Source organism: Dehalococcoides mccartyi CG5 (assembly GCF_000830885.1).
GTDB lineage: Bacteria > Chloroflexota > Dehalococcoidia > Dehalococcoidales > Dehalococcoidaceae > Dehalococcoides > Dehalococcoides mccartyi_B.
Genome location: NZ_CP006951.1, coordinates 918670 through 942932, shown reverse-complemented (window position 1 = coordinate 942932; position 24263 = coordinate 918670). Strand labels below are relative to the sequence as shown.

Annotated in this window: 19 protein-coding genes; 10 read left to right on the top strand and 9 right to left on the bottom strand. The window is 48.9% G+C overall.

The features are described from left to right. The first annotated feature begins 43 nt into the window (after positions 1-43). Entirely contained in the window at positions 44-262 is a 219-nt protein-coding gene (locus X794_RS04945) for a hypothetical protein (protein ID WP_011309583.1), read from the top strand. Here X794_RS04945 and mutS read toward each other — a convergent pair. Beyond that, positions 259-2835 carry a DNA mismatch repair protein MutS gene (gene mutS / locus X794_RS04940; RefSeq protein WP_034376362.1) on the bottom strand — a complete coding sequence of 859 codons (2577 nt, stop codon included), beginning with the start codon at positions 2833-2835 and terminating at the stop codon, positions 259-261. The genes X794_RS04945 and mutS overlap by 4 nt on opposite strands. A 161-nt stretch (positions 2836-2996) precedes the next feature. Between mutS and X794_RS04935 the strand changes: the two genes are divergently transcribed. Next, on the top strand, positions 2997-3812 hold the full coding sequence (locus tag X794_RS04935) for a Cof-type HAD-IIB family hydrolase (protein ID WP_011929264.1): 816 nt from the start codon (positions 2997-2999) through the stop codon (positions 3810-3812). Positions 3813-3823: 11 nt separating this feature from the next. On the opposite strand, the gene X794_RS04930 is transcribed toward X794_RS04935, so the two are convergent. Beyond that, complete coding sequence (locus X794_RS04930; RefSeq protein ID WP_034376366.1) at positions 3824-4315, bottom strand: GNAT family N-acetyltransferase; 492 nt, start codon at positions 4313-4315, stop codon at positions 3824-3826. A gap of 77 nt (positions 4316-4392) precedes the next feature. Further along, a complete protein-coding gene (gene uvrC / locus X794_RS04925; protein WP_034377002.1) occupies positions 4393-6216 on the bottom strand; it encodes an excinuclease ABC subunit UvrC in 1824 nt (607 codons plus the stop codon). Positions 6217-6382: 166 nt separating this feature from the next. Here uvrC and xerD point away from each other — a divergent pair, with 166 nt between their 5' ends. The 4 genes from xerD to fusA all read left to right on the top strand — a co-directional run bounded on the left by xerD (position 6383) and on the right by fusA (position 10396). Further along, on the top strand, positions 6383-7291 hold the full coding sequence (gene xerD, locus X794_RS04920) for a site-specific tyrosine recombinase XerD (RefSeq protein ID WP_012984411.1): 909 nt from the start codon (positions 6383-6385) through the stop codon (positions 7289-7291). A gap of 33 nt (positions 7292-7324) precedes the next feature. After that, a complete protein-coding gene (locus tag X794_RS04915) occupies positions 7325-7591 on the top strand; it encodes a hypothetical protein (RefSeq protein WP_011309577.1) in 267 nt (88 codons plus the stop codon). 116 nt (positions 7592-7707) lie between these two features. Then, on the top strand, positions 7708-8265 hold the full coding sequence (locus X794_RS04910; protein ID WP_012984410.1) for a stage II sporulation protein M: 558 nt from the start codon (positions 7708-7710) through the stop codon (positions 8263-8265). A 79-nt stretch (positions 8266-8344) separates the two neighbouring features. Beyond that, positions 8345-10396, top strand: coding sequence for an elongation factor G (gene fusA, locus X794_RS04905; protein ID WP_012984409.1), 2052 nt, complete (start codon positions 8345-8347; stop codon positions 10394-10396). An 84-nt stretch (positions 10397-10480) separates the two neighbouring features. On the opposite strand, the gene prmC is transcribed toward fusA, so the two are convergent. From prmC to X794_RS04885, 4 genes are all read right to left on the bottom strand, one after another. Further along, positions 10481-11314, bottom strand: a complete 834-nt coding sequence (gene prmC, locus X794_RS04900) for a peptide chain release factor N(5)-glutamine methyltransferase (protein WP_011309574.1) — start codon at positions 11312-11314, stop codon at positions 10481-10483. Next, positions 11314-12381: a peptide chain release factor 1 gene (prfA, locus tag X794_RS04895; protein WP_011309573.1), complete on the bottom strand. Its 1068-nt coding sequence runs from the start codon at positions 12379-12381 to the stop codon at positions 11314-11316. Before prfA ends, prmC begins: the two co-directional genes overlap by 1 nt. 118 nt (positions 12382-12499) lie before the next feature. Further along, positions 12500-14458 (bottom strand): acetate--CoA ligase, encoded by a 1959-nt coding sequence (gene acs, locus X794_RS04890; RefSeq protein WP_041344567.1) that lies wholly within the window; start codon positions 14456-14458, stop codon positions 12500-12502. Between the two features lie 24 nt (positions 14459-14482). Further along, positions 14483-15568: a nucleotidyltransferase family protein gene (locus X794_RS04885; protein ID WP_011309571.1), complete on the bottom strand. Its 1086-nt coding sequence runs from the start codon at positions 15566-15568 to the stop codon at positions 14483-14485. A 303-nt stretch (positions 15569-15871) separates the two neighbouring features. On the opposite strand from X794_RS04885, the gene X794_RS04880 reads away from it, so the two are divergent. From X794_RS04880 to folE, 4 genes are read left to right on the top strand one after another with little or no spacing between them, the layout of a single operon-like run. Continuing rightward, positions 15872-17140, top strand: a complete 1269-nt coding sequence (locus tag X794_RS04880; protein ID WP_011309570.1) for a peptidylprolyl isomerase — start codon at positions 15872-15874, stop codon at positions 17138-17140. A gap of 17 nt (positions 17141-17157) precedes the next feature. Continuing rightward, positions 17158-18459 (top strand): homoserine dehydrogenase, encoded by a 1302-nt coding sequence (locus tag X794_RS04875; RefSeq protein WP_011309569.1) that lies wholly within the window; start codon positions 17158-17160, stop codon positions 18457-18459. Between the two features lie 8 nt (positions 18460-18467). Then, the gene (thrC, locus tag X794_RS04870) at positions 18468-19514 is read left to right on the top strand and encodes a threonine synthase (RefSeq protein WP_034376370.1); all 1047 of its coding nucleotides are present in this window, start codon (positions 18468-18470) and stop codon (positions 19512-19514) included. A gap of 34 nt (positions 19515-19548) precedes the next feature. Then, a complete protein-coding gene (gene folE / locus X794_RS04865) occupies positions 19549-20118 on the top strand; it encodes a GTP cyclohydrolase I FolE (RefSeq protein ID WP_034376372.1) in 570 nt (189 codons plus the stop codon). An 81-nt stretch (positions 20119-20199) separates the two neighbouring features. On the opposite strand, the gene X794_RS04860 is transcribed toward folE, so the two are convergent. Both X794_RS04860 and carB read right to left on the bottom strand, forming a co-directional pair. Beyond that, positions 20200-20985 carry a dihydroorotate dehydrogenase electron transfer subunit gene (locus X794_RS04860; RefSeq protein ID WP_034376375.1) on the bottom strand — a complete coding sequence of 262 codons (786 nt, stop codon included), beginning with the start codon at positions 20983-20985 and terminating at the stop codon, positions 20200-20202. A 9-nt stretch (positions 20986-20994) separates the two neighbouring features. After that, the gene (carB, locus tag X794_RS04855; RefSeq protein ID WP_034376378.1) at positions 20995-24234 is read right to left on the bottom strand and encodes a carbamoyl-phosphate synthase large subunit; all 3240 of its coding nucleotides are present in this window, start codon (positions 24232-24234) and stop codon (positions 20995-20997) included. Positions 24235-24263 lie beyond the last annotated feature (29 nt).

Below are 24263 nucleotides of genomic sequence, written 5' to 3'. Positions count from 1 at the left end.
TTGTGACTGCCGAAATAAAAAGCGGACATTCCGGGAGCAACGAATGCTTAATAAAGGTGATATGGTTTCGGTTACTTACAGGGTAGGTTGGGACCAGTCCGGTCAGGCTATGCTTGAGACACTTGAACATTGTACTGTAGAAAAGTATAAAGACGGCATTTTGGTCGTAAGCTATGCTACCAAGAAAGACGATTACGTGGAAATTGTCAACCGGACATTTGATGTTAATTCCCCGGAGTTTGTCGGCACCGTAGCTCTCTAAAGCCCCTGTTCTTCGGCCTTCTTTTTCAGTTCGTAGAGTTTGTTGAGAGCCGCAAGCGGCGTAAGCGACTCTATTTCCAGTTCTTTTATTTCTTCTTCAAGCACCGAAGTCTGCCCCGTCATGGGTAGTTGGAGTTGGGACTGGCAAGTGCGGCTTTTTGGCTGTTTCTTAGCGGGGTTTTCAAGCTCGGTCAGTACTTCGTAAGCCCGTTTTATAACCCACTTGGGCAGCCCTGCCAGTTTTGCCACGTGAATACCGTAACTTTTGTCTACTCCGCCGGGGACTATTTTATGCAGAAAAACTACTTCACCCCGGTCTTCGCTAACCGCAATATTATAGTTTTTTACTCTGGGCAGATAGCTTGCCAGTTCTACCAGTTCGTGATAGTGGGTGGCAAACAGGGTTTTGGCCGTAAGAGATGGCTGGGAGTGGATATACTCCACTACTGCTTGGGCAATAGCCAGCCCGTCATAGGTACTGGTGCCGCGGCCTATTTCGTCCAGTATCAGCAGGGAACGGCTGGTGGCAGTATTCAGTATAGATGCCGTTTCCACCATTTCCACCATGAAGGTGGACTGCCCGGCACTTAAATCCTCTCTTGCCCCGATGCGGGTAAAAATACGATCAGTCAGGCAGAGTTCGGCGGTTTCTGCCGGAACGTAAGAACCTATTTGGGCCATCAGCACAATAAGGGCGGTCTGCTTTAAATAAGTGGATTTGCCGGCCATATTGGGTCCGGTCAGGATTATTATCTGACAGTCTTCAGCTGAAAGGGAAATATCATTAGCTACAAAACTGCCGTATCCCAGCCCCTGTTCCACCATGGGGTGGCGGCCTTTTCGGATATCCAGGCGGTTTTCAGGGTGGAATACCGGACGGACATAGCTATTTCGCACTGCCACCTCGGCAAAGGCTGAAAGAACATCCAGAGCTGCCAAAGCGGCGGCATTGGCCAGTAAAGCGGAGTAAAAGCCCCCCAGTTGGTTTAAAACCTGTTCATAAAGCCCTGTTTCCATTTCCAGCAGGCGTTCTTTGGCATTTAAGATAAGATTCTCGTATTCTTTCAGTTCGGGGGTTATAAATCTTTCGGCATTAACCAGCGTTTGCTTGCGGATAAATTCCGGCGGCATATCCCCAAGATTGGCGTTTGATATTTCTATATAATAACCAAAGACCCGGTTATAGCCCAGCTTAAGTGATTTTATGCCTGTGCGTTCCCGTTCCCTAGTCTCCATTTGGGAGAGGAAGGTTCTGGCATCTCCCGCCAGCGAGCAGAGTTTATCCATTTCGGGGTCAAAACCTGCTCGTATTACCTTTCCGTCACCCAGAGTGGAGGGGGGGTCATCTGTAATAGTTTTGTTTATAATGTCCAGCATTTCAGGCAGGGGTTTAAGCCCGTTTAAGAAATATGCAAGGCGGGGCGGCGGCATCAGCCCGAACTGGCGGTGAATGGCGGAGACGGTTTCCAGACTGTTTTTAAGGGATATCAGTTCCCTTGGCAGTATGGTTTTCTGGCGGATACGGTTTGCCATGCGTTCCATATCGGCAATTTGCCCCAATGATTTGGCAAGGCTGGTACGTGCCAGACTTTCTTCAAAAAAGTAGTCTACCGCCGAGAGCCGTTTTTCAATATCTGACTGCTTCAGCAGGGGTTGTCCCAGAAACTTGCGGAGAAGCCTGCCACCCATAGCTGTTCTGGTCTGGTCAAGTATCCCAAGCAGTGAACCCTTGAGTGAGTTGCCGCCGCTTGAGCGGAATATTTCCAGATTTGACAGGGTGTGGCTGTCCATCTGCATATAATCTGCAGTGGTGTAAACCGAAAGCCTTTCAAGCTGCTTTAAAGATGATTTTTGAGTTTCCTCCAGATAGTTTAGCAGCGCCCCGGCGGCTGAAATGGCCAGAGGCATATTTTCACAGCCGTAGGCAGAAAGGTTTTGGCACTCAAAATGCCTTAGCAAATGTTCGCGCGCTATGTCCGCTTCAAAATAGTATCCGTCCAGTTTGCTTATGGTAGCTTTCAGGTGTATCGGCAGGTTTAAAGACTGGTTTTTGGGTAGTATAATTTCTGCCGGACTGAGGCGGCTTATTTCAGCTTCCAGTTCGCCGATATTCGTCTGGGTGCAGCCGAACTCCGAAGTGGATATATCCGCAAAGGCCAGCCCGCAACTGTCTTCTGTCAGGTACAGGCTGAGCAGAAAATTGTTCTGTTTGGTCTGTAGCAGGTTTGGTTCAACCACAGTTCCGGGAGTGACCAGACGGGTTACCTGCCTTTGCACCAGCCCTTTTGTTTCACCCGGTTTGGTTACCTGTTCGCAAATGGCTACCTTGTAACCCTTGTTTATAAGGCGGGAAAGATAGTTGTCCAGTGCGTGGTAAGGTATGCCGGCAAGCGGCACTTTCAGCCCTTTGCCCATTTCGCGGCTGGTAAGGACTATTTCCAGTTCGCGGGCGGCAATGCGGGCATCTTCTTCAAAGGTTTCGTAAAAATCTCCCAAACGGAAAAAGACTATCGCTTCGGGGTAGTTCTTTTTTATATCCAGATATTGTTTACGCAGGGGTGTTGTATTTTCCATGAGCTTACATTTTAACTGCTTGATGGCGTAAAGGAAAGTGATACTTGAAAAAGTTTATCCCTCGGCTCCGCATGCATATTTTTGTTATCTGCAAGGCCATGATGTTACAATTGGTTTTCGGGTATAGCTCTAAATAACTTTCAAGATGCAGGGGGCTCAAATTGCCGGACTTTCAGTTAGCGGTTATAGATGTAGACGGAACCCTGATAAATAAACAGGGCAAAATATCAGCGGCAGATAAAGAGGCTATTGGCAAAGCCAGAGACAAAGGAATTTTGGTTGCCCTTTCAACCGGCAGGGTTGTACCTGCCTGCACGTATCTACTGGAAGAACTGGGTCTGGACGGCTTTCATATATTCTGTGACGGGGCTTTGGTTTACAACCCTGCTACCGCCCAGACCTGCTATTCCCAGCCTCTTTGCCAAGGGCCGCTTCTTTCGGCTATTGAGTTTGTGCGGGAACACAATATTTATCTGGAGCTTTATACTATACTGGACTACTACGTAGAGTACGAAAACTGGTCTGCCAAGATGCATCGCGAATTTTTTCGTATTTCTCCTACCGTTACTGATTTTAAAAAAGTAGCCCTGACGCAGGACGTGCAGAAAATAGAACTGATGGTGCATGACCAGACGGAACGCAGGGGGGCGGAACTCTTCATGTCCCGTTTTGAAGATGATTTCCATTTCTCTATTGCCCGTGCTCCGGCTTACCCTGAGGTGGAGTTTGTAAATATTGTCAGTCCGGGTATCTCCAAAGGCAGGGCACTGGAAAAAATGGCTGCCCAGATGGGTATCTCACTAAGGAATGTTATTGCGTTCGGGGACGGAAGCAACGATTTGCCCTTATTCAGGGCGGCAGGTTTCGGAGTGGCTATGGGCAACGCCAGAGCCGAACTTAAAGAAATAGCGGATTACGTTACCTTAGACGTAGAAGAAAGCGGCCTTGCAGCCGCTTTCAATAAGTTTCTTATTTAAATAATACCTGTTTAGAAAGGCAGTTTCAGGTTTCCGCCTTTTTCTGCCAGATAACCTTCGGTTATTTCTTTGGCCATAAGTTTGTCAGTGACTTCGCCTGTCGTATCCCCAATACCGAAAAGCTCAGCCGGCAGAAAGTCCAGATGCTTAAAAAACTCAGGGTTGCCGTGAGCCAGCAAAGCCCCTGTTCCCAGAGTTTTGCATTCTTCCAGTATTTTGCGCACCAGTACCAGAGCAATGCCCCGCCTTACATACTCCGGCATTACTACCAGCGGCATAAGGTAAACAACCGGGGCAGGCGCTTCTTTTGAATCTATCTCGGCTTTTACGGCTACTGCCTTGCCCACTATCTTTCCGTCCCATACGGCTACTTCGTTAAAAGTGGTCAGGTCTTCTTCTTCCAGTTTCTTAAACAGCACTCCCAGAATGGGGCTTTTGGTAGCTTCAGTCAGGGTGGCCACCATGTTGGCATCTTCAGGGGTTTGAGTACGTATTTCCAGCATATATACCTCTTACCGTTAGATTGAAACCTATTATACCACTATCAAGTAGTTGAGCGCCTGCTTGAAAAAGCCTGCACTTAGAGCAATTCTTTGATGGATATGGCAAGTGCCTGATTTATGCCTTTTACCTGTGAAAGCTCATCAAAGCTGGCCTGACGGATACCGGCTACCGAACCGAATGTTTTGATAAGTAAACGGCGGCGGCTTGGGCCGACACCGGGTATCCCGTCCAGAGCCGAAGTAAGACCGGATTTCTGGCGGATATGGAGGTGGTACCCCAAGGCAAAGCGGTGGGCTTCGTCCCTTACTCGCTGAAGGAGTTGAAGGGCAGGGGAATTGGCGGCCAGTCTGATAGGTTCGGACTTGTGCGGCAGGTAAATTTCTTCAAATTCCTTAGCCAGACCTATCACTGCCTGTCCTTCCAGCCCCAGTTTATCCAGTGTCTCCTTGACAGAGCTTAACTGCCCTTTACCGCCGTCTATCAGCATGAGCGAGGGCAAGCGGGCAAAACTTTCGCCGGCATCTTCCCTATGTACCCTTCCGAAACGGCGGCTGATAACCTCTTTGAGCATGGAAAAATCATCCGCACCCTTTACTGTCTTGATGCGGAAACGGCGGTAATGTGCTTTCTGGGGTTTGCCGTTTTCAAAAACTACCATACTGCCCACAGCATTGGTACCCTGTATGTTGGATATATCGTAGCCTTCTATCCTCTGTGGCGGCAAGGAAAGCCCCAGTGCAGTTTGCAGTTCTGCCAGTGCGTCTGTCAGGGTAACAGATGACGACAGGTTTTTTATACGCGCCTGTTTAAGCTGTTCGCGGGCATTTTCAGCCACTATGTTTATAAGCTCTTTGGGCTGGCCGCGCAGTCCGACCGTTATGTGGACTTTATCTCCCCGCCTTTGGGATAGCCACTTTTCCAGTATTTCACGGTCAGAAACCGGGTACTGGGTAACTATTTTGGGCGGTATCTGGGTGGAGGAGTGGTAAAACTGTTTGGCGAATTCCGAAAGGATATCACCGGGTTTTTCTTCGCGCGTACCCTGCAAGCAGAAGCTCTCCCTCCCGATAAGCTTTCCCCGGCGGATAAAGAAAACCTGCACCATAGACAGGTCTCCTTCCTGAGCAAAGGCAATGGCGTCCTGTTCCCCGGTTACTCTGGCGGCCAGTTGCTGACCTTCAATCACCTCTTTTATAGATGCTATCTGGTCACGGCGAAGAGCGGCGGTTTCATAATCCAGCCTTGCGGAGGCTTCGTTCATAAGTCTGATCAGTAGTTTCAGTACCTGGTCTTGTTTACCCTCCAGAAAGAGTATGGCTTGTGAGATAAGATGGTCATAATCACTTTTGCTGATTTTACCGGTGCATGGGGAAAGACATTGATGAATATCGTATTCCAGACAGGGGCGGCTGCGTTTTTCAGGTTCGGTGCGGTTGCACGAGCGGAAACGGAAAAGCTCTTTTAGTACCTGCAGGGTATGGCGGACGGAACGGGTATTGGCAAACGGGCCGAAATACCTGCCCCCGTCATCTGCCATACTGCGGGTTATATATATACGCGGCCATTTTTCATTCAAGGTTATTTTCAGATACGGAAAACCTTTGTCGTCCTTCAAGCGGACATTGAAATAAGGGCGATGCCTTTTAATCAGGTTCAGTTCCAGTATCAGAGCTTCCTGTTCCGACCCGGTTATCAGGTACTCCAGCTCATTTATCTGGCTGACCAGCTGGCAGGTTTTGGGGGTAAGGCGGGAAGGCGGCACAAAATATGACTTGACCCTGTCTTTCAAAACCGCGGCTTTGCCCACGTAAATGATTTCACCCTGAGCGTTTTTCATCAGGTAAACGCCGGGGTTTTCGGGTAAACTGGCTATCTGGTTTTGCAGGGTTTCGTTTGGCATAGATAAATTGTACCAACCGCAGAGCAGGTAAGCAAAGGGGCAGTAAAGGCCGATATATTTTTTTAAAGAAAAAAATAAAGCTAAATACCCCTTCCGTGTATTTGACGGCGGCAAAAGTTATGTTACAATACATAAATAAAATTCTAAACGTTTAGCGAGGAATCTGATGCGCGATGATATACAAAGTTTTCTGAATTACCTTATGGTTGAAAAAGGGTTTTCAGAGAATACATCTGAAGCTTACGAGAATGATCTTCGCCAGATGACAACCTTTGCTGACAAAGAGGCTGCCAAATCCGGCAAAATACCCGGCTGGGATAATTTTACTCGACAGACAATGCTTGCCTATATGCTGGATCTCAAAGAGCGGAATTATGCCATAACCACTGTGGTACGCAAAATGGCAGCTGCCAAAAGTTTTTTTAACTTTATGGTTGCCGAGGGTAAGCTTAAAGAAAATCCCACTGAAAATATCAGCACTCCCAAAGTGGGCAAACCTCTGCCGGATGCTATCAGCATAAGTCAGGTGCGGGCTTTACTCAACCAACCCGTCAAGTCCGGCAGTTCGGAAGCAAAACGGGATAAGGCTATGTTGGAGCTTTTATATGCTTCCGGCATGCGGGTTACCGAACTGGTAAACCTGAACATGCTGGATGTAGACCTTAAAGAGGGTTTTGTGCGCTGTTTCGGCAAGGGGCGGAAAGAACGCATGATACCCATTTATCCTCAGGCCGCCCAAAGCGTACAGGAATATTTAAATGAAATCCGCCCCAATCTGGTGCGGGCTGAAGCTGAAAAAGCTTTGTTTCTAAACAGGCGGGGAGACCGGCTAACCCGTCAGGGTTTGTGGCAGATTCTGAAAGCCTATGCCCGTGAAGCTGGTCTGGATGACGTAGTTACCCCCCATACCCTGCGTCACAGTTTTGCTACCCACATGCTTTCCGGCGGGGCAGATTTGCGTTCGGTACAGGAGCTTTTAGGCCATGCCAATATCTCTACCACCCAGATATACACTCACCTTACGTCCGAGCATATAAGGCGGAGTTATGAGAAGGCCCACCCCAGGGCAAAATAGGCGTTCTAATATACAGGGAGGAACTTTCTGAAAATGTCTAAAAAACGCGGTGTAGGCAAACTGGCCTATCAGGATAAAAAAGGTAAAACCACCCAGCAACAGCCATCCAAGGAAACGCCAAAGGCTGAAGCTTCGGTTATAAATAAATCTGAAAGTGCATCTGTGCCGCCTGTGGCTCAGACTGCCAAACGGAATGTGCCCGTTTTAAAGCCGCCTGAAATAGGTTCTGAACTAAAGCTGATGGGTATTCTGATGGTAATTATTGCAGCTGCCCTTGTAGTGCTTTCGCAGGTAATTTAACCGGTATTAGCTGAACCAGACAGATACTTCATTGTTTAACTATTCTCCGGTACAGATACCTGACCCAAAAGTCAGGCATGGGTTTATTTATCTATAAGAGTATAGTTTGGAATAGTATGAATTATAAAAAATGGCTTATTCTGGCGGCGGCTATATTTACTGCCGGCATAGTTACAGGTATTTTTGCTCCGGTGGATTTTATTGAAGACCAACTAACCGGGTTGGAAGACACGGCAAGTGCTTTAGAGGGATTTTCCAGTCTGGGGATTTTCCTTGTTATACTCCTCAAAAATATGCTTGTTTTTCTTCTGGCCTTCGTGTTTTCGCCTTTTTTGCTCATTTACCCGCTGGGGTCTCTTTTTCTGAACGGCTGGATACTTTCAGCGGTGGGGCTTATAGTTGCCAAAGAAGAGTCTCTGCTGGCGGTGATAGCCGGCATACTTCCCCATGGAATATTTGAGCTGAGTGCTTTTGTAATCGCCCAAGCGGCAGCCCTCAGCTTCGGGACTATGGCCATCCGTGCAGTATTCAGCCGTGATGCCCGGTCACAGCTTAATGCCAATTTCCGCCTGAATCTGCGTTATTTGGGTATAGGTATGGTTCTGCTGGTCCCGGCGGCGGCTATAGAGACTTTTATTACCCCGTTTTTGCTTGACAAAGCTCTGGGTATCTGATTTTAAAAATTTAATTAAAACCTTGTTTACCGATATTTGTATGTTATAATTACTTAATTTTTATCGGTAGGTGAACTATATGACAAGTGTCAATCCGGGAAAGATACGGAATGTAGCCCTACTATCACACAGCGGTGCAGGCAAGACCTCTCTATCAGAGGCCATGCTTTATAGCGCCGGGATACTGGGCAGGATGGGAAGGGTAGACGAAGGTACAACCGCCTCAGATTACGACCCAGATGAAGTAAAAAAGAAGATAAGCATCAACTTAACGCCCATACCTTTAGGTTGGAAAGATTTTAAAATAAATGCGGTGGACACTCCGGGATACGCAGATTTTGCAGGAGAGGTACTAGCTGCCTTAAGAGTTTGTGAAGCGGCCATAATAGTGGTCGCGGCATCCTCCGGGGTGGAAGTGGGTACAGAACAGTCATGGAAGTATTGCGAGGCAAAAAAAATGCCTCGCTTTATTTTTATCAACAAAATGGACCGCGAGAATGTCAGTTTCCAGCGGGTAATGGATAGTTTACACAGTCACTTTGGCAACCGTTGTGTTGCAATAGAGATTCCCATAGGCACTTTCAAGGATTTCAAAGGAGTGGTAGATCTGGTAAATATGAAGGCTTATGCCGGTACTCCGGCGGCTGAAATACCGGTACCAGAAGAGCTGAAAGCAGAGATAGATACCCTGCGGGATAAACTGCTGGAAAGCGTGGCTGAAACAGACGATGCCCTGATAGAAAAATATCTGGGTGGTGAAGAAATAAGCCATGAAGAACTGGTAGCCGCTCTCAACTCGGCTATTCTGACGGGAGAATTGGCGCCGGTACTCTGTGGTTCTGCCCTGACCAATACTGCTATTGATCTTTTATGCGAAGATATCTGCGAGTATCTGCCCAGCCCGCTTGACCGCCCCTGCCAGACGGCTGAGGGTGGGGATATAAAGGTGGATGCCGAGGCACCTCTTTCGGTGCTGGTTTACAAAACATCGGCAGACCCGTATGTGGGCAAGATGACCTATCTGAGGGTGCTCACCGGTACGTTGCATTCAAATTCGCAGGTCTGGAACATCAATAAAAATGCCCCGGAACGGGTGGGTCAACTATTTTCCCTCAGGGGTAAAACCCAGGAAACGGTAAATGCAATAGGCCCCGGTGATATGGGAGCGGTAGCCAAATTAACAGTAACAGCTACCGGAGATACTCTGGGTATTCAGGGTCATACTGCCCTGCTTAGTGGTTTTGAAATGCCTGCACCCAGTTACAAAGTGGCTGTTTTCCCCAAGAGCAAGGCTGATGTGGATAAACTGGGCAATGCCCTGACTAGACTCAGCGAAGAAGATTTGACCCTTCAGGTGCATCGTGACCCTGATACGGGTGAAACAATTGCTGCCGGTTTAGGGGAAACCCAACTGGAAGTGATGGCGGAGCGAATGGGACGCAAGTTTGGAGTGGTAGTAGATCTGGCTGCTCCCCGTGTGCCTTACCGCGAGACTATACTTGGTGCGGCCAGCGCAGATTACAAACACAAGAAACAGAGCGGTGGACATGGTCAGTACGGGCATGTAGTTATTAAGGTAGAGCCGGGGCATGGCATTGAGTTTGTGGATGCCGTGGTAGGCGGTTCTGTTCCCCGTAACTTTATTCCGGCGGTTGAAAAAGGTGTCCGCGAGTCCGCCCATGAAGGTCCCATGGCAGGTTACCCTCTGGTAGATATCAAGGTAACACTGGTGGATGGCAGTTATCACCCGGTAGATTCTTCGGAGATGGCGTTCAAGATTGCGGCTGCAGGTGCGCTTAGGAAAGGGCTTTCCGAGGCTCAGCCCATACTACTGGAGCCTATGGAAAATATGCGGATTATTGTTCCCAAGGATTATATGGGGGCGGTAATCGGTGATTTGAATACCAAACGCGCTCAAGTACAGGGTATGGATAACGAAGATGATGAGAGCGTGATTATTGCCCAGGCTCCGCTGGGTGAGGTGCAACACTACGCCATAGACCTGAAGTCTATCACCCAGGGGCGCGGGCATTTCAAGATGGAGTTTGCCCATTACCAGCAGGTTCCGGCCCATATTACCCAGAAACTGGTTGCCGACAGGCAAGCCCAACTGGAGGCGGAAAAGACTTAAACCTGCTGTATTTCAAGGTATTATAGGGGGGCGAAAGCCCCCTTTCTTATTTGGCGGTTATACGGCAAACGGCAAAATGTTTTTTCAGATGGGCAGGGTAAGGGCAACTATTCTGGGTATGCCTGCATAGTCAGAGATTATTTCTAATGACGCTTGGGGAAGGGTGTCTTTTATATACTTTGCCAGTAATTCTGACTGGTGTATGCCTATTTCCAGCAGGGCAGTGCCGCCGGGACGAAGTCTGGCGGGAAGAATGGGGATTAAGCGGCGGTATAAATCCAGACCGTCTTTTCCTCCGTCCAGTGCCAGCCGAGGTTCGCCATTAAGCAATCCGGCTTCGGCTTTGGGTACATAGGGTAGATTTGCCGCCAGTATGTCTACCATTTCGGGCAGGCTGGAGAGCAGGTCTCCCTGATAAAAGCTTAGCCGTTTTTCCAGGCGGTATTCTTCGGCGTTTTGGCGGGCTACTTCCAGTGCATCTTCAGAGATGTCTGTGGCATATACGTAAGCATCTTTGAGTTCCAGTGCCAGAGTAATGGCAATAACTCCGCTGCCTGTGCCGATGTCTGCAATATATGGGCACTCGTAATGCCGGGCAATCTGGAGGGCTTTTTCTATAAGGTGTTCGGTTTCCGGTCTGGGTATAAGCACCCGTTTGTCTACCAGAAAAGTGCGGCCGTAAAACTCTTTTTCACCAGTTATATAAGCACTTGGTTCACCCTCAAGGCGGTGTTGGAGTGTTTCAAAATAAACAGTTTCTTTTTCGGGCTTAAGTTCCCGTTCAAGTTCCAGATGGAGCTGTACCCGGCTGATACCCAAAGTATGCCGCAGGAGTATTTCAGATTCAAGGCGGGCTTCCTCAAGCCCGTTATCCTGAAGGAGACCGGCGGCTTTTTGCCACGCCTCCCGGTATTTCATTAGTCCTCGCCTTTGAGGAGTTCAGTTTGCTCATGGGTGGCTAAGGTGTCAATAATTTCGTCCAGATAGCCTTCCAGTATGTGGGGCAGGTTATGGGCGGTAAGGCCTATACGGTGGTCAGTCAGGCGGTCCTGCGGGAAGTTGTAAGTGCGTATCTTTTCACTGCGGTCTGCCTGTCCCACTTGGGCACGGCGGCTCTCGGTCCGTTCCTCATCAACCTTGCTTTGTTCCAGTTCCATCAGTCTGGCCCGAAGTACGGCAAAGGCTTTATTCTTGTTTTTTAACTGGGAGCGTTCGTCCTGACAGCAGACTACCAGACCTGTGGGCATATGGGTAAGGCGGATAGCGGTAGCCACTTTTTGAACGTTCTGTCCGCCGGCACCGCTGGAGTGGAAAATATCCACCCGTACTTCATCCATATTTATATCTATGTCTACTTCCTCTACCTGAGGGAGCACGGCTACGGTGGCGGTAGAAGTATGGATACGGCCGGATGCTTCTGTCTGGGGGACGCGCTGTACCCGGTGGACACCCCGTTCGTATTTCAGGCGGCTGAAAGCCCCTTTGCCATTTACCTCAAAAACTACTTCTTTTATAATGCCGGCTACGTTACCGTTTATATCAATGACTTCAGTCTTCCAGTTTTTGAGCAGGGCATAGCGTATATACATTTTGTAAAGGTCAGAGGCAAACAAACCTGCCTCGTCACCGCCTGTGCCTGCCCGTATCTCCATAATAATACTCTTGTCATCGTTGGGGTCTTTAGGCAGAAGTTCAAAGGTCATCTGTTCGTAAAGGTCTGTCAGGGATTTTTCGAGGTTTTCAATCTCTCCGCGAACCATTCCCCGCATGTCTTCGTCCTTTTCACTCTCAAGCAGGTTTTTGGCTTCCTCAAGCTCTTTGGCCATTGTCTTGTAACGGCGGTACATTTCCACTTTATCCTGCAGATCAGCCCGCTCTTGGGCAAGTGTACGCACCAGCCGGGCATCGTTTATGACTTCCGGTTTGCTTATTTCCTCTTCAATTTCTATGAAGCGTTTTTCGCAGTTTTCTAATCTTTCAAGCATTGGCCTAAACCTTTATTTCTTTGATGACAGTTAAAATATTATCTTATAGTCAAAAATTTTACAAAAGAGAGCGGGTACAGCCGAAACTGTACCCGCCGCATAACCTTTAAAACCTGAGCTAGTGTTTGTGGTGTTTGCGTGCCGCCAGCAGTTCGTCGAAAGCCGCTCTGGCTTCATTGACCGAAGTTTCATCGTCAAGGGTAGTGGTATCACCGATAGGTACTTCGTTGGCAACAGCCTTCAGCAGGCGGCGCATAATCTTGCCCGAACGGGTTTTGGGCAGTTTCTCTACGAAGATAATCTCCTCCGGAGTGGCAATAGTGCCGATAGCCGAGCGGAGATGGTGGGTGAGTTCTCTTTTTACCTCTGCAGAGGCTTCCACGTTTTTCTTCAGGGTGACGAAAACCACAATGGCCTCGCCCTTTACTTCGTCAGGGCGTGAAGCTACTGCCGCTTCGGCAACTGAACTGTGGCCTACCAGTGCATGCTCCAGTTCGGCGGTGCTTATGCGGTGTCCGGCTACTTTGATAACTTCGTCAGCCCGTCCCAAAAGCCAGAGATAGCCGTCTGAATCTTTCATGGAGAAGTCACCCGGACAATACCAGCCGGGGAAACGGCTCCAGTAGGTCTTTTTGTAAAGTTCATCTCCGTTATATACGCCCAGCATTATGCCCGGCCATGGTTTGCGGATAGCAATAAAACCGGTCTCATTAGCCGGCAGTATTTTACCTTCAGCATCTACCACTACAGGATCAACACCCGGCAGAGGCAAAGTGGCCGAGCCCGGTTTTAACGGGAAGGACTGGATACCCGGACAGGGGGTAATCATAAAACCGCCTGTTTCGGTCTGCCACCATGTATCAGAAATAGGGCAGTTCTCATGGCCTATATTCTTGTAGTACCATTCCCATGCCTCAGGGTTGATGGGTTCGCCTACGCTTCCCAGCATCTCAAGGGTGCTAAGGTCATGTTTGGCAGGCAGTTCCTCGCCGTGGCGCATAAACATGCGTATGGCGGTAGGTGAGGTATAGAATATGCTTACCCCGTATTTATCAATAATCTCCCACCAGCGGTCAACCGAAGGATAGTCCGGTGCACCTTCGTAGATAACCTGAGTCAGACCCAGAGCCAGCGGGGCATATACTACGTAAGTGTGCCCGGTAATCCAGCCTACGTCTGCTGTGCACCAGAAGACTGATTCATCAGTGGGTTTGAAAGCCCATTTTAAGGTATTGCATGCCCAGACACCGTAACCGCCCGTACCATGCAGAATGCCCTTTGGTTTGCCGGTAGTACCTGAAGTGTACAGGATAAAGAGCGGGTCGGTAGATTCCATGGCTTCAGGAGCTACATATTTATCGGCATCTTTAAGCAAATCATGTGCCCACACATCTTTGGTGGGGTCCATAACCACTTCATGGCCGGTATATTTAATAACCAGTACATGTTCAATAGTAGGGGTGGATTTGACTGCCTCATCTACTATTTCCTTGAGCGGCAGTATTTTACCGCGGCGGTGGCCGCCGCTGGCGGTTACAATCATTTTTGAACCGGAGTCATTCACCCTGTCTGCAATAGACTGGGAAGAAAAACCTGAAAATATTACGTTGTGGACGGCCCCAACCCGGTTGCAGGCCAGCAGGATATAGACCATTTCAGGTATCATGGGCAGGTAGACGGTTACTTTGTCTCCCTTGCCTATGCCCAGCTTTTTCAGTACAGAGGCATAGCGGTTTACGTTTTCGTAAAGGTCCGAATAGCTGATAGTTTGGGTATCCCCGTTTTCACCCTCCCAGTAGATAGCTACCTTGCTTTTACGCCAGCTTTTGGCATGGCGGTCTACGCATTGGTAAGACATATTCAGCTTGCCGCCTACAAACCAGCGGGCATAAGGCGGATTCCAGTCCAGTACTCTTTCCCATGGCTTTTCCCATGAAAGCACATCTGAGTGTTTTGCCCAGAAAGCCTCAGGGTCAGATAGCGAGCTGTTGTATAGATCCTGGTATCTTTTAAGTGGCCAGAAATAGGTCTTGGTAGGCAGATTTTGCGTGTCAAACTTCTTTTCTTCGGTACTCATGTCTTTTCCTCCTCTTGTCTCTGATTAGATCATAAGGATACCCGGGCAGACTTTGCTGCCGGGTTCCGGCGCGCAACCGCATTCGGCGGTCACATTGTCTCCCAACACCACGTTTTCATATTTGCCGCCGGCTTTCAGGTGGCAATGATTGGCAATGATGGACGAAACAACTTTACATTCGGTTCCTATGGTCACATTCCGCCAGATAACAGATTCGGTAAGGGTAGCCTCATCTTCAATCCGGCATTCCGCGCCGATAACTACTGGCCCTGTGATACGGGCATTTGCGCCTATAACACAATTTTCTCCCACCAGTACCGGCCCGCTGATTTGGGCTGTGGGGTGAAGCTGGCAACCGCGGCCAATGATTATTTCATTACCTCGGCTGAAACCAAAATCTCCGCCCTCGCCGCAGAGTAAATCCCTGTTTAGCTGGGAGTATTTTTCGGGGCTGCCAATGTCTATCCAGTATGCACTGGAAGGATAGGCATAAACCGCCTGGCACTCATTCAGCAGGCGGGGGAAAAGTTGCCTTTCAAAGCTGTGGTTCTCATCCTCAGGTATATATTTGAGTACTTCGGGTTCAATTAAATATGTACCGGCATTTATCATATTGGTTGTTATCTGGGAGGGTGACGGTTTTTCCAAAAAGCGGCTTACCCTTCCGTCAGGTGTTGTTTCCACCAAACCGTATTTGGTAGGGTCATCTACCGGTGTCAGGGCTATGCTGACCAGTGCTTTTCTGTCTCGGTGTGATTGCAGCATAGCGTCTAAATCCAGATGGGTAAAAATATCCCCGTTCAGAGTGAAAAAAGTATCATCCAAAAACCGCTCGGCATTTTTTATTGCTCCGGCTGTGCCCAGAGCCTCATGTTCAACCGAATAAACCAAATTAACTCCAAGGCTCTGCCCGTTGCCGAAATACTGTTCAATGGGGGCAGCCAGATGCCCTTGGGTAAGGATAATATCTTTGATGCCATAAGAAGACAGGTGACGCAGAACATGGCTGAGGAAAGGTACATTAAGTACCGGGACCATGGATTTAGGCGTGTTTATGCTCAGTGGCCGAAGCCTTGTGCCCTGTCCACCGACCAGAATAATAGCTTTCATCGGTTCTTGTTCTCTTCTAAGCAAATTCTATAAGCTAAGAGGGATAGGGTACAGGAAAAGGATAACAGATGGATAAGTGTATATTGCAATGAGAACTTATCTTAATATATTCGGGGCGGTTAAATCAAGTTTAACCAAAACTGATGCGTTGCGTTATATATTGGTAGAATCTATAATTATGTGACTTTCTTTCCGCAAAGAGGTTAAGACATTTGCGGAGAAGGGATTTATGGACAACAAACTGCCCTTTCTGGAATGGGGGTTGTTTTAAGTACCAGGATAATATTAGGGGGATAGACAAAATTGGCTAAAAAACCGCAGCAACCCGTAAAACGCCATTACAGCAAACATCAGGTAGCAAAATTTGAAGCCCAAAGGAAACGCCAGAGGATAATCTTTGCCACCGGGCTTTCGGTGATAGGCATTGTTTTGGCTCTGGTGGGTATCGGTGTATACAAGGGCTGGTATGTAGATCAGTACAAACCCATGCATACTACTGTACTTACCGTTGGAGATACCAAATACAACGTTGCTTATTTCGTAGACGCCCTCAGGCATTTTACTGGCGGTGATTCCCAGTATGCCTATTATTTTATAGATGCAGTATCTGAGCGAATCCAGCTAAACCAGCTTATGGTAGAAAAAGCATCTGAAATGGGTTACACCATATCTGATGACGAAATAGATGCCGCTATAGAGGAAAACAGCCTGACAGATGTGCCCGCCGTACGGGATATTGTACGGGCAAGCTTGCTGACTGATAAACTGAAGACCGAATATTTTGATCCTCAGGTGCCCCAGACCGCTGAACAGCGTGAGGCTCTGGCTATGCTCCTTGAGAGTGAAAACGCCGCCAGTGATGTACTAGCCGGTATAACCACTGATGAAGAATTTGCCGCTAAAGCTGCCGAACTGTCTCTGGAATCAAATACCAAAACTGACAGCGGCAGTATAGGTTTCAAACCTGCCGGTACCATAACTTCCCTTTACGGTTCAGAGATATTGGAAAAGTATATTTTCTCAACCGAAGGGTATGACTATGCTTTGGTACAGGATGCTGACGTAAGCAAACAGAGGGCTTACTGGCTGATGGAAGTGCTGGAACGCAAGACTGATTCCGAGCAGATTCATACTTTGGGTATGCTGTTGCCCTCGGAACAGGTGGCACTTGAGGTAAAAGCCCGATTGGCAGCCGGTGAAAGCTGGGGGGATTTGGCGGTTGAGTTTTCACAACTGGCCAATGTAGAGGAAAACCAGGGCGATATGGACTGGATAACCTTCTCAAGCGTACCTGAGAACGTGGCTGATATTATCTTTGCCACTGATGTAGAGCTGAATACCGTTCTTGACCCCATTCAGGACGATACCAATTATACTCGCGGCGGTTGCTGGATAGTAAGGTTAAAAAGTATTGATGAAAACCGCCAGCTCAGCGAAGATGACCGGAAACTTCTTATAAGTGACAAACTGGACCAATGGACTGCTGACCTGAAGGCTGCCAATCTGGACAAGCTGACCAATACTTTTAGTGACGAACTTATTACCTTTGCTATAACCCAGCTAGACAAATAGGATAGGGGACAATTCCAATGGAAAAAAAGTATATAGGGGTAGGAGTTATCGGTCTGGGAGTAGTAGCCGGACAGGTGTCCAAAGTGCTTTGCGAAAGGGAAGAGTTCCTTTCTGCCCAGCTGGGATTTCCCCTGAAACTGAAAAAAGTTAAGGTTCTCCCTCAGGATATGACCCGCCCTTTGGCAAAGTCTTTGCCGGAAGGCGTGCTGACTACTGATGAAGATGACTTTTTTAATACCCCCGGTCTGGATATAGTGGTAGAGGCTATCGGCGGGGAATACCCGGCCTTCAACCTGCTTTCACGCGGGCTGAAAATGGGCAAGTGCGTAGTTACCTCTAATAAAGAGGTTATAGCCAAGCATGCCCCGGAACTGGTCAAACTGGCCAAAGACAATAACGTTGGTCTTCGCTGTGAAGCCAGCGTGGGCGGTGGCATACCCCTTATTTCACCTTTCCAGTATGATCTGGCGGCTAACCATATAAAGGGCATTTACGCCATTATCAACGGGACTACCAACTATATTCTGACCCGTATGGCCAAAGAAGGGCTGGACTTTGCAACTGCTCTTAAACAAGCCCAATCTCTGGGTTATGCCGAAGCTAACCCCTCTAATGACATAGAGGGCACAGATGCCGTGTATAAACTGGCCATTATGGCTTCCATAAACTTCCAGTGCGTGGTAAAGCCGGAAGATATTTACCGCGAAGGCATTTCCCGCCTGACCAGCCGTGATTTCTGCTATGCAGACGAACTTGGGTTTAACATAAAATTGCTGGCTATTACCAAACCCGGCAACGGGCAGATAGAAGCCAGAGTTCACCCTGTGTTTTTACCCAAAGATGATTGGCTGGCAAAGGTGGACGGGGTTTTCAATGCTGTTCTGGTAGAGGGAGATTTGGTTGGGCCGGTTCTCTTTCAGGGGCAGGGGGCGGGGGCTTTGGCCACTTCCAGTGCAGTAGTGGCCGATGTATTGGCCGCCGCTCAGGATATCCACCTTGGGGTGGGCAACCGCATGCGCTGGAATATGGACAAACCGCTTGGCATAAAACCCATGAGTGATATTCTCACCCGTTACTACCTGCGGATGACTGTTACTGATTCGCCGGGTGTGCTGGCTCTTATCGCCAAGGTACTGGGTGACCATAGTATCAGTATTTCGTCTGTAATCCAGAAAGAAACAGACGAGAAAAACCTGACTGCCGAGATAGTTATCATGACTCATCCCGCCAAAGAAGCTTTTGTTCAGCAGGCGCTGGTGAAGTTGGGCGGACTGGATAAGGTTAAGGAAATCAATAATTTTGTTCGGGTGGGTATTTAGGAGAATATATGAAACAGGGTGTCATTGAACATTACCGGAAATATCTGCCGGTTACAGATAAAACCCCGTCACTTACTCTGGGTGAGGGCGATACCCCGTTGGTACGTTGCCTAAAACTGGAAAAAGAACTGGGGGTAGGTGAGCTGTATTTCAAGCTGGAGGGCTGCAATCCTACTGGTTCTTTCAAAGACAGGGGTATGGTAATGGCGGTTGCCAAGGCTATTGAAGATGGGTTTAAAGCGGTTGTGTGTGCTTCCACCGGCAATACCAGTGCTTCGGCTACCGCATATGCGGCCGCAAGCGGTCTTGAGTCTATAATAATCATACCGTCCGGCAAAATAGCCCTTGGCAAACTGGCTCAGGCTATTGTTTATGGGGCAAAAATCATCCAGATAAAAGGCAACTTTGACCAAGCCCTGCAGATAGTCTTCAAACTTACTGAAAAGCACAAGGTGGCTCTGGTTAACTCGGTTAATCCATACCGTATAGAAGGCCAGAAAACCGCCGCTTTTGAGATTGTAGACGCTTTGGGCAAAGCACCTGACTATCTCTTTATACCGGTGGGCAACGCCGGCAATATTACTGCCTACTGGAAGGGTTTTAAAGAATACCACCAGTTGGGCAAAGCAGCTTCACTTCCCAAAATGATGGGCTTTCAGGCTGAAGGGGCTGCTCCCATTGTACGCGGTCACGCCATTGCCGAGCCTGAAACACTGGCCACTGCTATCCGCATCGGCAACCCTGCTTCTTGGAAAAAGGCCGAAGAAGCCAGAGATGAATCAGTCGGGCTGATAGATATGGTTTCAGATGCTGAAATAATGGCCGCTTATCATAAAATGGCTTCTGCCGGTATTTTTGGCGAACCTGCTTCCGCCGCACCCTTGGCCGGGCTGATAAAACGGATAAAGGGCGGTCAGGATTTTTCCGCAAGCCAGATAGTCTGTGTAGTTACCGGAAACGGCCTGAAGGACAGTGATATTGCTATAAAAGGGGCGGGAGGTTTTTCCGAAACCGAAGCCAGCCTTGGGGCAGTGGAAAAAGTACTGGGCTGGTAGGCTGTCGGCTCAATAATTCTGGAGAATTGGTAAAATGTTTGATGAACAGGCAATAAAACAGTCGGTACAAAATATTCTGGTAGCTATTGGCGAAGACCCGGATAGGGAGGGGCTCAAAGAAACTCCCAGACGGGTAGCCCAGATGTATACTGAGCTGTTTTCAGGTATGAACCAAGACCCGGCAGAAGTTTTGCGGGTTGGATACGAACTTGGCCACCGCGAGATGGTTATTGTAAAAGATATACCTTTTTACTCTATGTGCGAGCATCACCTTCTGCCCTTTTCGGGGGTAGTCCATATAGGTTATATCCCCAACATTGACGGGCGGGTAGTAGGAATAAGCAAGCTTGCCAGAGTGGTTGAAATTTATGCCAAACGCCCCCAGATACAGGAACGCATGGCCACCCAGATTGCGGACGCTATTATGGACGGGCTTAAATGTGACGGAGTGGCCGTAGTGATAGAGGCCGAACACATGTGCATGGTGATGCGGGGCATCAAAAAGCCCGGCAGCCGGGTGATAACCTCGGCACTTCGCGGTAGTTTCCATAAGTCACCCGCTGCCAGAGCAGAGTTTCTTTCGCTTATCCAGCACAAGGGCTAATTAAAAGTTTAAAATATATGTGAAATGATAAAAGGGGCTTTAAAGCCCCTTTTCGGTTGTACATTTACTGGAAGAGCAGTTTTATATCTTGACTTCGTCCCAATAGATATCCTGTATATCAAATACCGGCCCGTCGTGACAGACAGTTTTCATACCTTTGGTGGTTTTTACAGCACAGCCGTAGCAGATACCCAGACCGCAGGCCATACGTACTTCCAGTGAAACCTGCACGTCTTTTTGGGTAAGTCCGCTTTCCTTGGAAAGGGCTTTCAGCATGGGCATAGGTCCGCAGGCTATTATCTGGTCTGCATCCGCCAGAAACTCCGCCAGATGGCGGGTGATAAGCCCTTTTCTGCCCATAGCCCCGTTTTCAGTGGTAATATGGCAACTGGCTTCTTCCGGAAGCAGGTGGGCGGGGCAAACCTGAAGCTCGGTTTTGGCCCCCTGTATCAGGCTGACCCGTTTGCCCTGCTTCAAGGCTTCGTCTGCCAGAAAACGGAGAGGGGCTATACCCAGTCCTCCTCCCAGCAGAAGCAGGTGTCGGCTTTGTTCGCTTATCCTGAACCCGTTGCCCAAAGGCCCCAGTACCGAAAGGCTGTCTCCGGTTTGGAGTTTGCTGAGCCAGTTTGTGCCGCTGCCTACCACTGCATACATCAGGGCGATAAGCCCTGTTTCCCTGAGGCACTGGTAGATGGAAATAGGCCGCCTGAGCAGGTTTTCACCGCCGCAGGATAGCATTACAAACTGCCCCGGGCTGGCAACGGCGGCTATTTCGGGTGCTTCAAGCCACATCAGGCAGATGCCGGGCATGACCTCTTCATTTTCAATTACACCGGCTGAAAGCTGGTTTAGCTGGGTAGTCGTCACTATATTTTCCTAACTGCCGCTTTTGCCCTGGCGGTATTCATTTAAGGGCAAGACTGTTATCTGGCGGTTGCCGTTTGCCAGAGCTTCCACAGCGGCTTTGGCGGTATCCATAGAGGTAAAGCAAGGCACTTTGCGTTCGGCGGCTGCCCGGCGGATATAAAAACCGTCCCGCAGGGGTACTCTGCCACCGGTCATGGTATTTATCACTCCGCAGACTGTGCCGTTACGGATAATATCCACAATATTGGGGTGACCCTCGTCCAGTTTCTTGCTTATCTGCTTAACTGTTATACCGGCGGCGGTTATCATGGCGGCAGTGCCTTCGGTAGCATAGAAATTATATCCCAGCCCATGCAGGGTACGGATAAGGGGCAGGGCTTCGGCCTTGTCACGGTCAGCTATGCTGAATAGGAGAGTGCCTGTTTCGGGCAGCATTATAGATGCCGCCTGCAAGGTTTTTACCAGAGCTTTATTGAAGGTGTGGTCTACTCCCATTACTTCGCCGGTGGATTTCATTTCCGGCCCAAGGTATGTATCCACCCCCACCAGCTTTGCCATGGAGAAGACAGGGGCTTTTATGGCTACCAAATCCGTATTAGGCATAATACCGTTTTGATAGCCCTGTTCGTTTATAGTTTTACCCAGCATAACATTTACAGCTATGTCCACCATGGGTACACCAGTTACTTTTGAGAGGAAAGGGACAGTTCGTGAGCCTCTGGGATTTACCTCCAGTACATATACTATATTATCTCCCCCTTCGGGGTCTTTGGAGACTACAAACTGGATATTCATAAGCCCGCGTACGTTCAGGGCTTTGCCGATGCGAATAGTATAGTCTGTAATGGTCGCCAAATCATGTTCATTCAGGTTTTGGGTGGGGTAAACTGCCATGGAGTCTCCGCTATGGACGCCTGCCCGTTCAATATGCTCCATAACGCCGGGGATAAACACGGTTTCCCCGTCTGCAATGGCGTCTACTTCCACTTCCTTGCCCACCAGATATTTATCTATCAGTATGGGGTGTCCGGTATTCAGCTCTATGGCGGCGCTCATGTAGCGTACAAGGTCGGATGCATCACTGACTATTTCCATAGCCCGTCCACCTAGTACGTAACTTGGGCGGACTACCACCGGGTAGCCAATACTGTCGGCTATGCTGAGAGCCTCGTCCAGACTGGTTATGCCGGCCCCCGGTGCTTGAGGAATGCCCATCTCGGATAGCAGGCGTTCAAAACGGCGGCGGTCTTCGGCCAGATCTATAGCCTCGGCTGATGAACCGATGATGGGATTGCTGCTTCGGGTAAGGGGAGCAGCCAAGTTTATAGCCGTCTGCCCGCCGAACTGGACAATGCTGGGAGTGGATTCGGGTGCGGATATGTTTTCATTTTCCAGAATATCCCGAACACTTTCTTCGTCCAGAGCTTCAAAATACAGACGGTTTGAGGTATCAAAATCTGTTGAGACCGTTTCGGGGTTGGAGTTTATCATAATGCTCTGCAAACCGGCCTTTTCTAAAGCCCAAGCGGCATGCACCGAGCAGTAGTCAAACTCTATTCCCTGTCCTATACGGATAGGGCCCGAACCTATAACCACTGCTTTTTTAACATTCTGGGGGATAGCTTCATTTTCATCTTCATAGGTGGAGTAGAAATATGGAGTGGCGGCATCAAATTCGGCGGCACAGGTGTCCACCATTTTGAATACCGGTTTTATATTCCATTCCAGCCTTGTCTGCCTGACCTGTTCGGCCAGTTTGCCTGACAGGGTGGCTATTTCTTCATCTGAAAAACCCATTTGTTTGGCTTCAAGCATAAGCAGGGGGGTCAGATTTTCCTTAAGCAGGCGTTTTTCCATGTCGGTAATATTTTTCAGTTTGTATAAAAACCAGTTATCTACCATTGTTTTTTCATGGATAGCTTCGGGTGTATGCCCGCGGCGGAGAGCGGCCAGTATTGTCCACAAGCGGGTATCATGGGCATGAAGGGGATAGGTGGAAAGGTCATCTCCCATTATCCAGCTGCGGTCTTCCCAGAGTACGGTTTTCTTGCCGAACTCCAGAGAGCGGATGGATTTGTGGATAGCCGCTTCAAAACTGCGGTCAATGGCCATGACTTCCCCGGTGGCTTTCATCTGCGTGCCTAAGCCCCGGTCTCCAAGTGCAAATTTGTCAAAGGGGAAGCGGGGGATTTTAGCTACAATATAGTCTACGGCAGGCTCAAAACAGGCCAGAGTTTTGCCGGTAACGGTGTTTGGTATCTCATCCAGCCGTTTGCCAATGGCTATCTTGGAAGCCACCCGGGCAATGGGGTAACCGGTGGCCTTGCTGGCTAGGGCTGATGAACGGGATACTCTGGGATTAACCTCAATTACATAATATTCGTTGCCATTCGGGTTTAGAGAAAGTTGTACGTTACAGCCGCCTTCAATACCCAATGCCCGTATTATCTTGATGGAAGCGGTGCGGAGCATCTGGGACTCTTTGTTGGTAAGGGTCTGGACGGGCACAACTACAATGCTGTCTCCGGTATGCACCCCCATCGGGTCAAAGTTTTCCATATTGCAGATAGTTATGCAGTTGTCTGCCCCGTCACGCATTACTTCGTATTCAATTTCTTTCCAGCCGGCAACCGACTTTTCCACCAGTATCTGGTGGATGGGTGAGGCATTCAAGCCTGTTTGAGCCACTTCCTCAACTTCATCCCAGTTATGGGCGAACCCGCCGCCGGTGCCGCCAAGGGTATAGGCCGGGCGTATTACCACCGGCAGGCCTATCATATGGGCAACACGGAGTGCGTCTTCGGCTGTAGTCACAGTTTCCGAAGGAGGAACAGGTTCGCCTATTTTAGTCAGCAATTCTTTAAAAAGTTCGCGGTCTTCGGCGGTGCGGATGGTATTTATGGGTGTACCCAGTGAACGCACGTTGTACTTGGCAAGCACGCCTGCGTCTGCCAGATCTACCGCCAGATTAAGTCCGGTTTGTCCGCCCAGAGTAGGCAGCAAACCGTCCGGCCGTTCTTTTTCAATGATTTTGGTTATAGATTCAACGGTCAAGGGTTCAATATATACCCTGTCCGCAACATTTTCGTCAGTCATAATAGTAGCCGGGTTGGAGTTTACCAGTATGGATTCCACCCCTTCTTCACGCATGGCTTTGCAGGCCTGGGTACCGGCGTAATCAAATTCGGCTGCCTGTCCGATGATAATGGGGCCGGAGCCGATAATAAGAACTTTCTTGGGTTTATTCATCACTTCGCATATTCCTTTTTGCTTTCTCA

What these genes read in the sequence shown, in the direction of transcription:
- X794_RS04885 (WP_011309571.1), bottom strand. Translation starts at nt 15,568, where the DNA reads ATGAAAGCTATTATTCTGGTCGGTGGACAGGGCACAAGGCTTCGGCCA.
- folE (WP_034376372.1), top strand. Translation starts at nt 19,549, where the DNA reads ATGTTTGATGAACAGGCAATAAAACAGTCGGTACAAAATATTCTGGTA.
- carB (WP_034376378.1), bottom strand. Translation starts at nt 24,234, where the DNA reads ATGAATAAACCCAAGAAAGTTCTTATTATCGGCTCCGGCCCCATTATC.
- mutS (WP_034376362.1), bottom strand. Translation starts at nt 2,835, where the DNA reads ATGGAAAATACAACACCCCTGCGTAAACAATATCTGGATATAAAAAAG.
- X794_RS04915 (WP_011309577.1), top strand. Translation starts at nt 7,325, where the DNA reads ATGTCTAAAAAACGCGGTGTAGGCAAACTGGCCTATCAGGATAAAAAA.
- prfA (WP_011309573.1), bottom strand. Translation starts at nt 12,381, where the DNA reads ATGCTTGAAAGATTAGAAAACTGCGAAAAACGCTTCATAGAAATTGAA.
- X794_RS04910 (WP_012984410.1), top strand. Translation starts at nt 7,708, where the DNA reads ATGAATTATAAAAAATGGCTTATTCTGGCGGCGGCTATATTTACTGCC.
- X794_RS04945 (WP_011309583.1), top strand. Translation starts at nt 44, where the DNA reads ATGCTTAATAAAGGTGATATGGTTTCGGTTACTTACAGGGTAGGTTGG.
- fusA (WP_012984409.1), top strand. Translation starts at nt 8,345, where the DNA reads ATGACAAGTGTCAATCCGGGAAAGATACGGAATGTAGCCCTACTATCA.
- uvrC (WP_034377002.1), bottom strand. Translation starts at nt 6,216, where the DNA reads ATGCCAAACGAAACCCTGCAAAACCAGATAGCCAGTTTACCCGAAAAC.
- acs (WP_041344567.1), bottom strand. Translation starts at nt 14,458, where the DNA reads ATGAGTACCGAAGAAAAGAAGTTTGACACGCAAAATCTGCCTACCAAG.
- prmC (WP_011309574.1), bottom strand. Translation starts at nt 11,314, where the DNA reads ATGAAATACCGGGAGGCGTGGCAAAAAGCCGCCGGTCTCCTTCAGGAT.
- X794_RS04875 (WP_011309569.1), top strand. Translation starts at nt 17,158, where the DNA reads ATGGAAAAAAAGTATATAGGGGTAGGAGTTATCGGTCTGGGAGTAGTA.
- thrC (WP_034376370.1), top strand. Translation starts at nt 18,468, where the DNA reads ATGAAACAGGGTGTCATTGAACATTACCGGAAATATCTGCCGGTTACA.
- xerD (WP_012984411.1), top strand. Translation starts at nt 6,383, where the DNA reads ATGCGCGATGATATACAAAGTTTTCTGAATTACCTTATGGTTGAAAAA.
- X794_RS04930 (WP_034376366.1), bottom strand. Translation starts at nt 4,315, where the DNA reads ATGCTGGAAATACGTACTCAAACCCCTGAAGATGCCAACATGGTGGCC.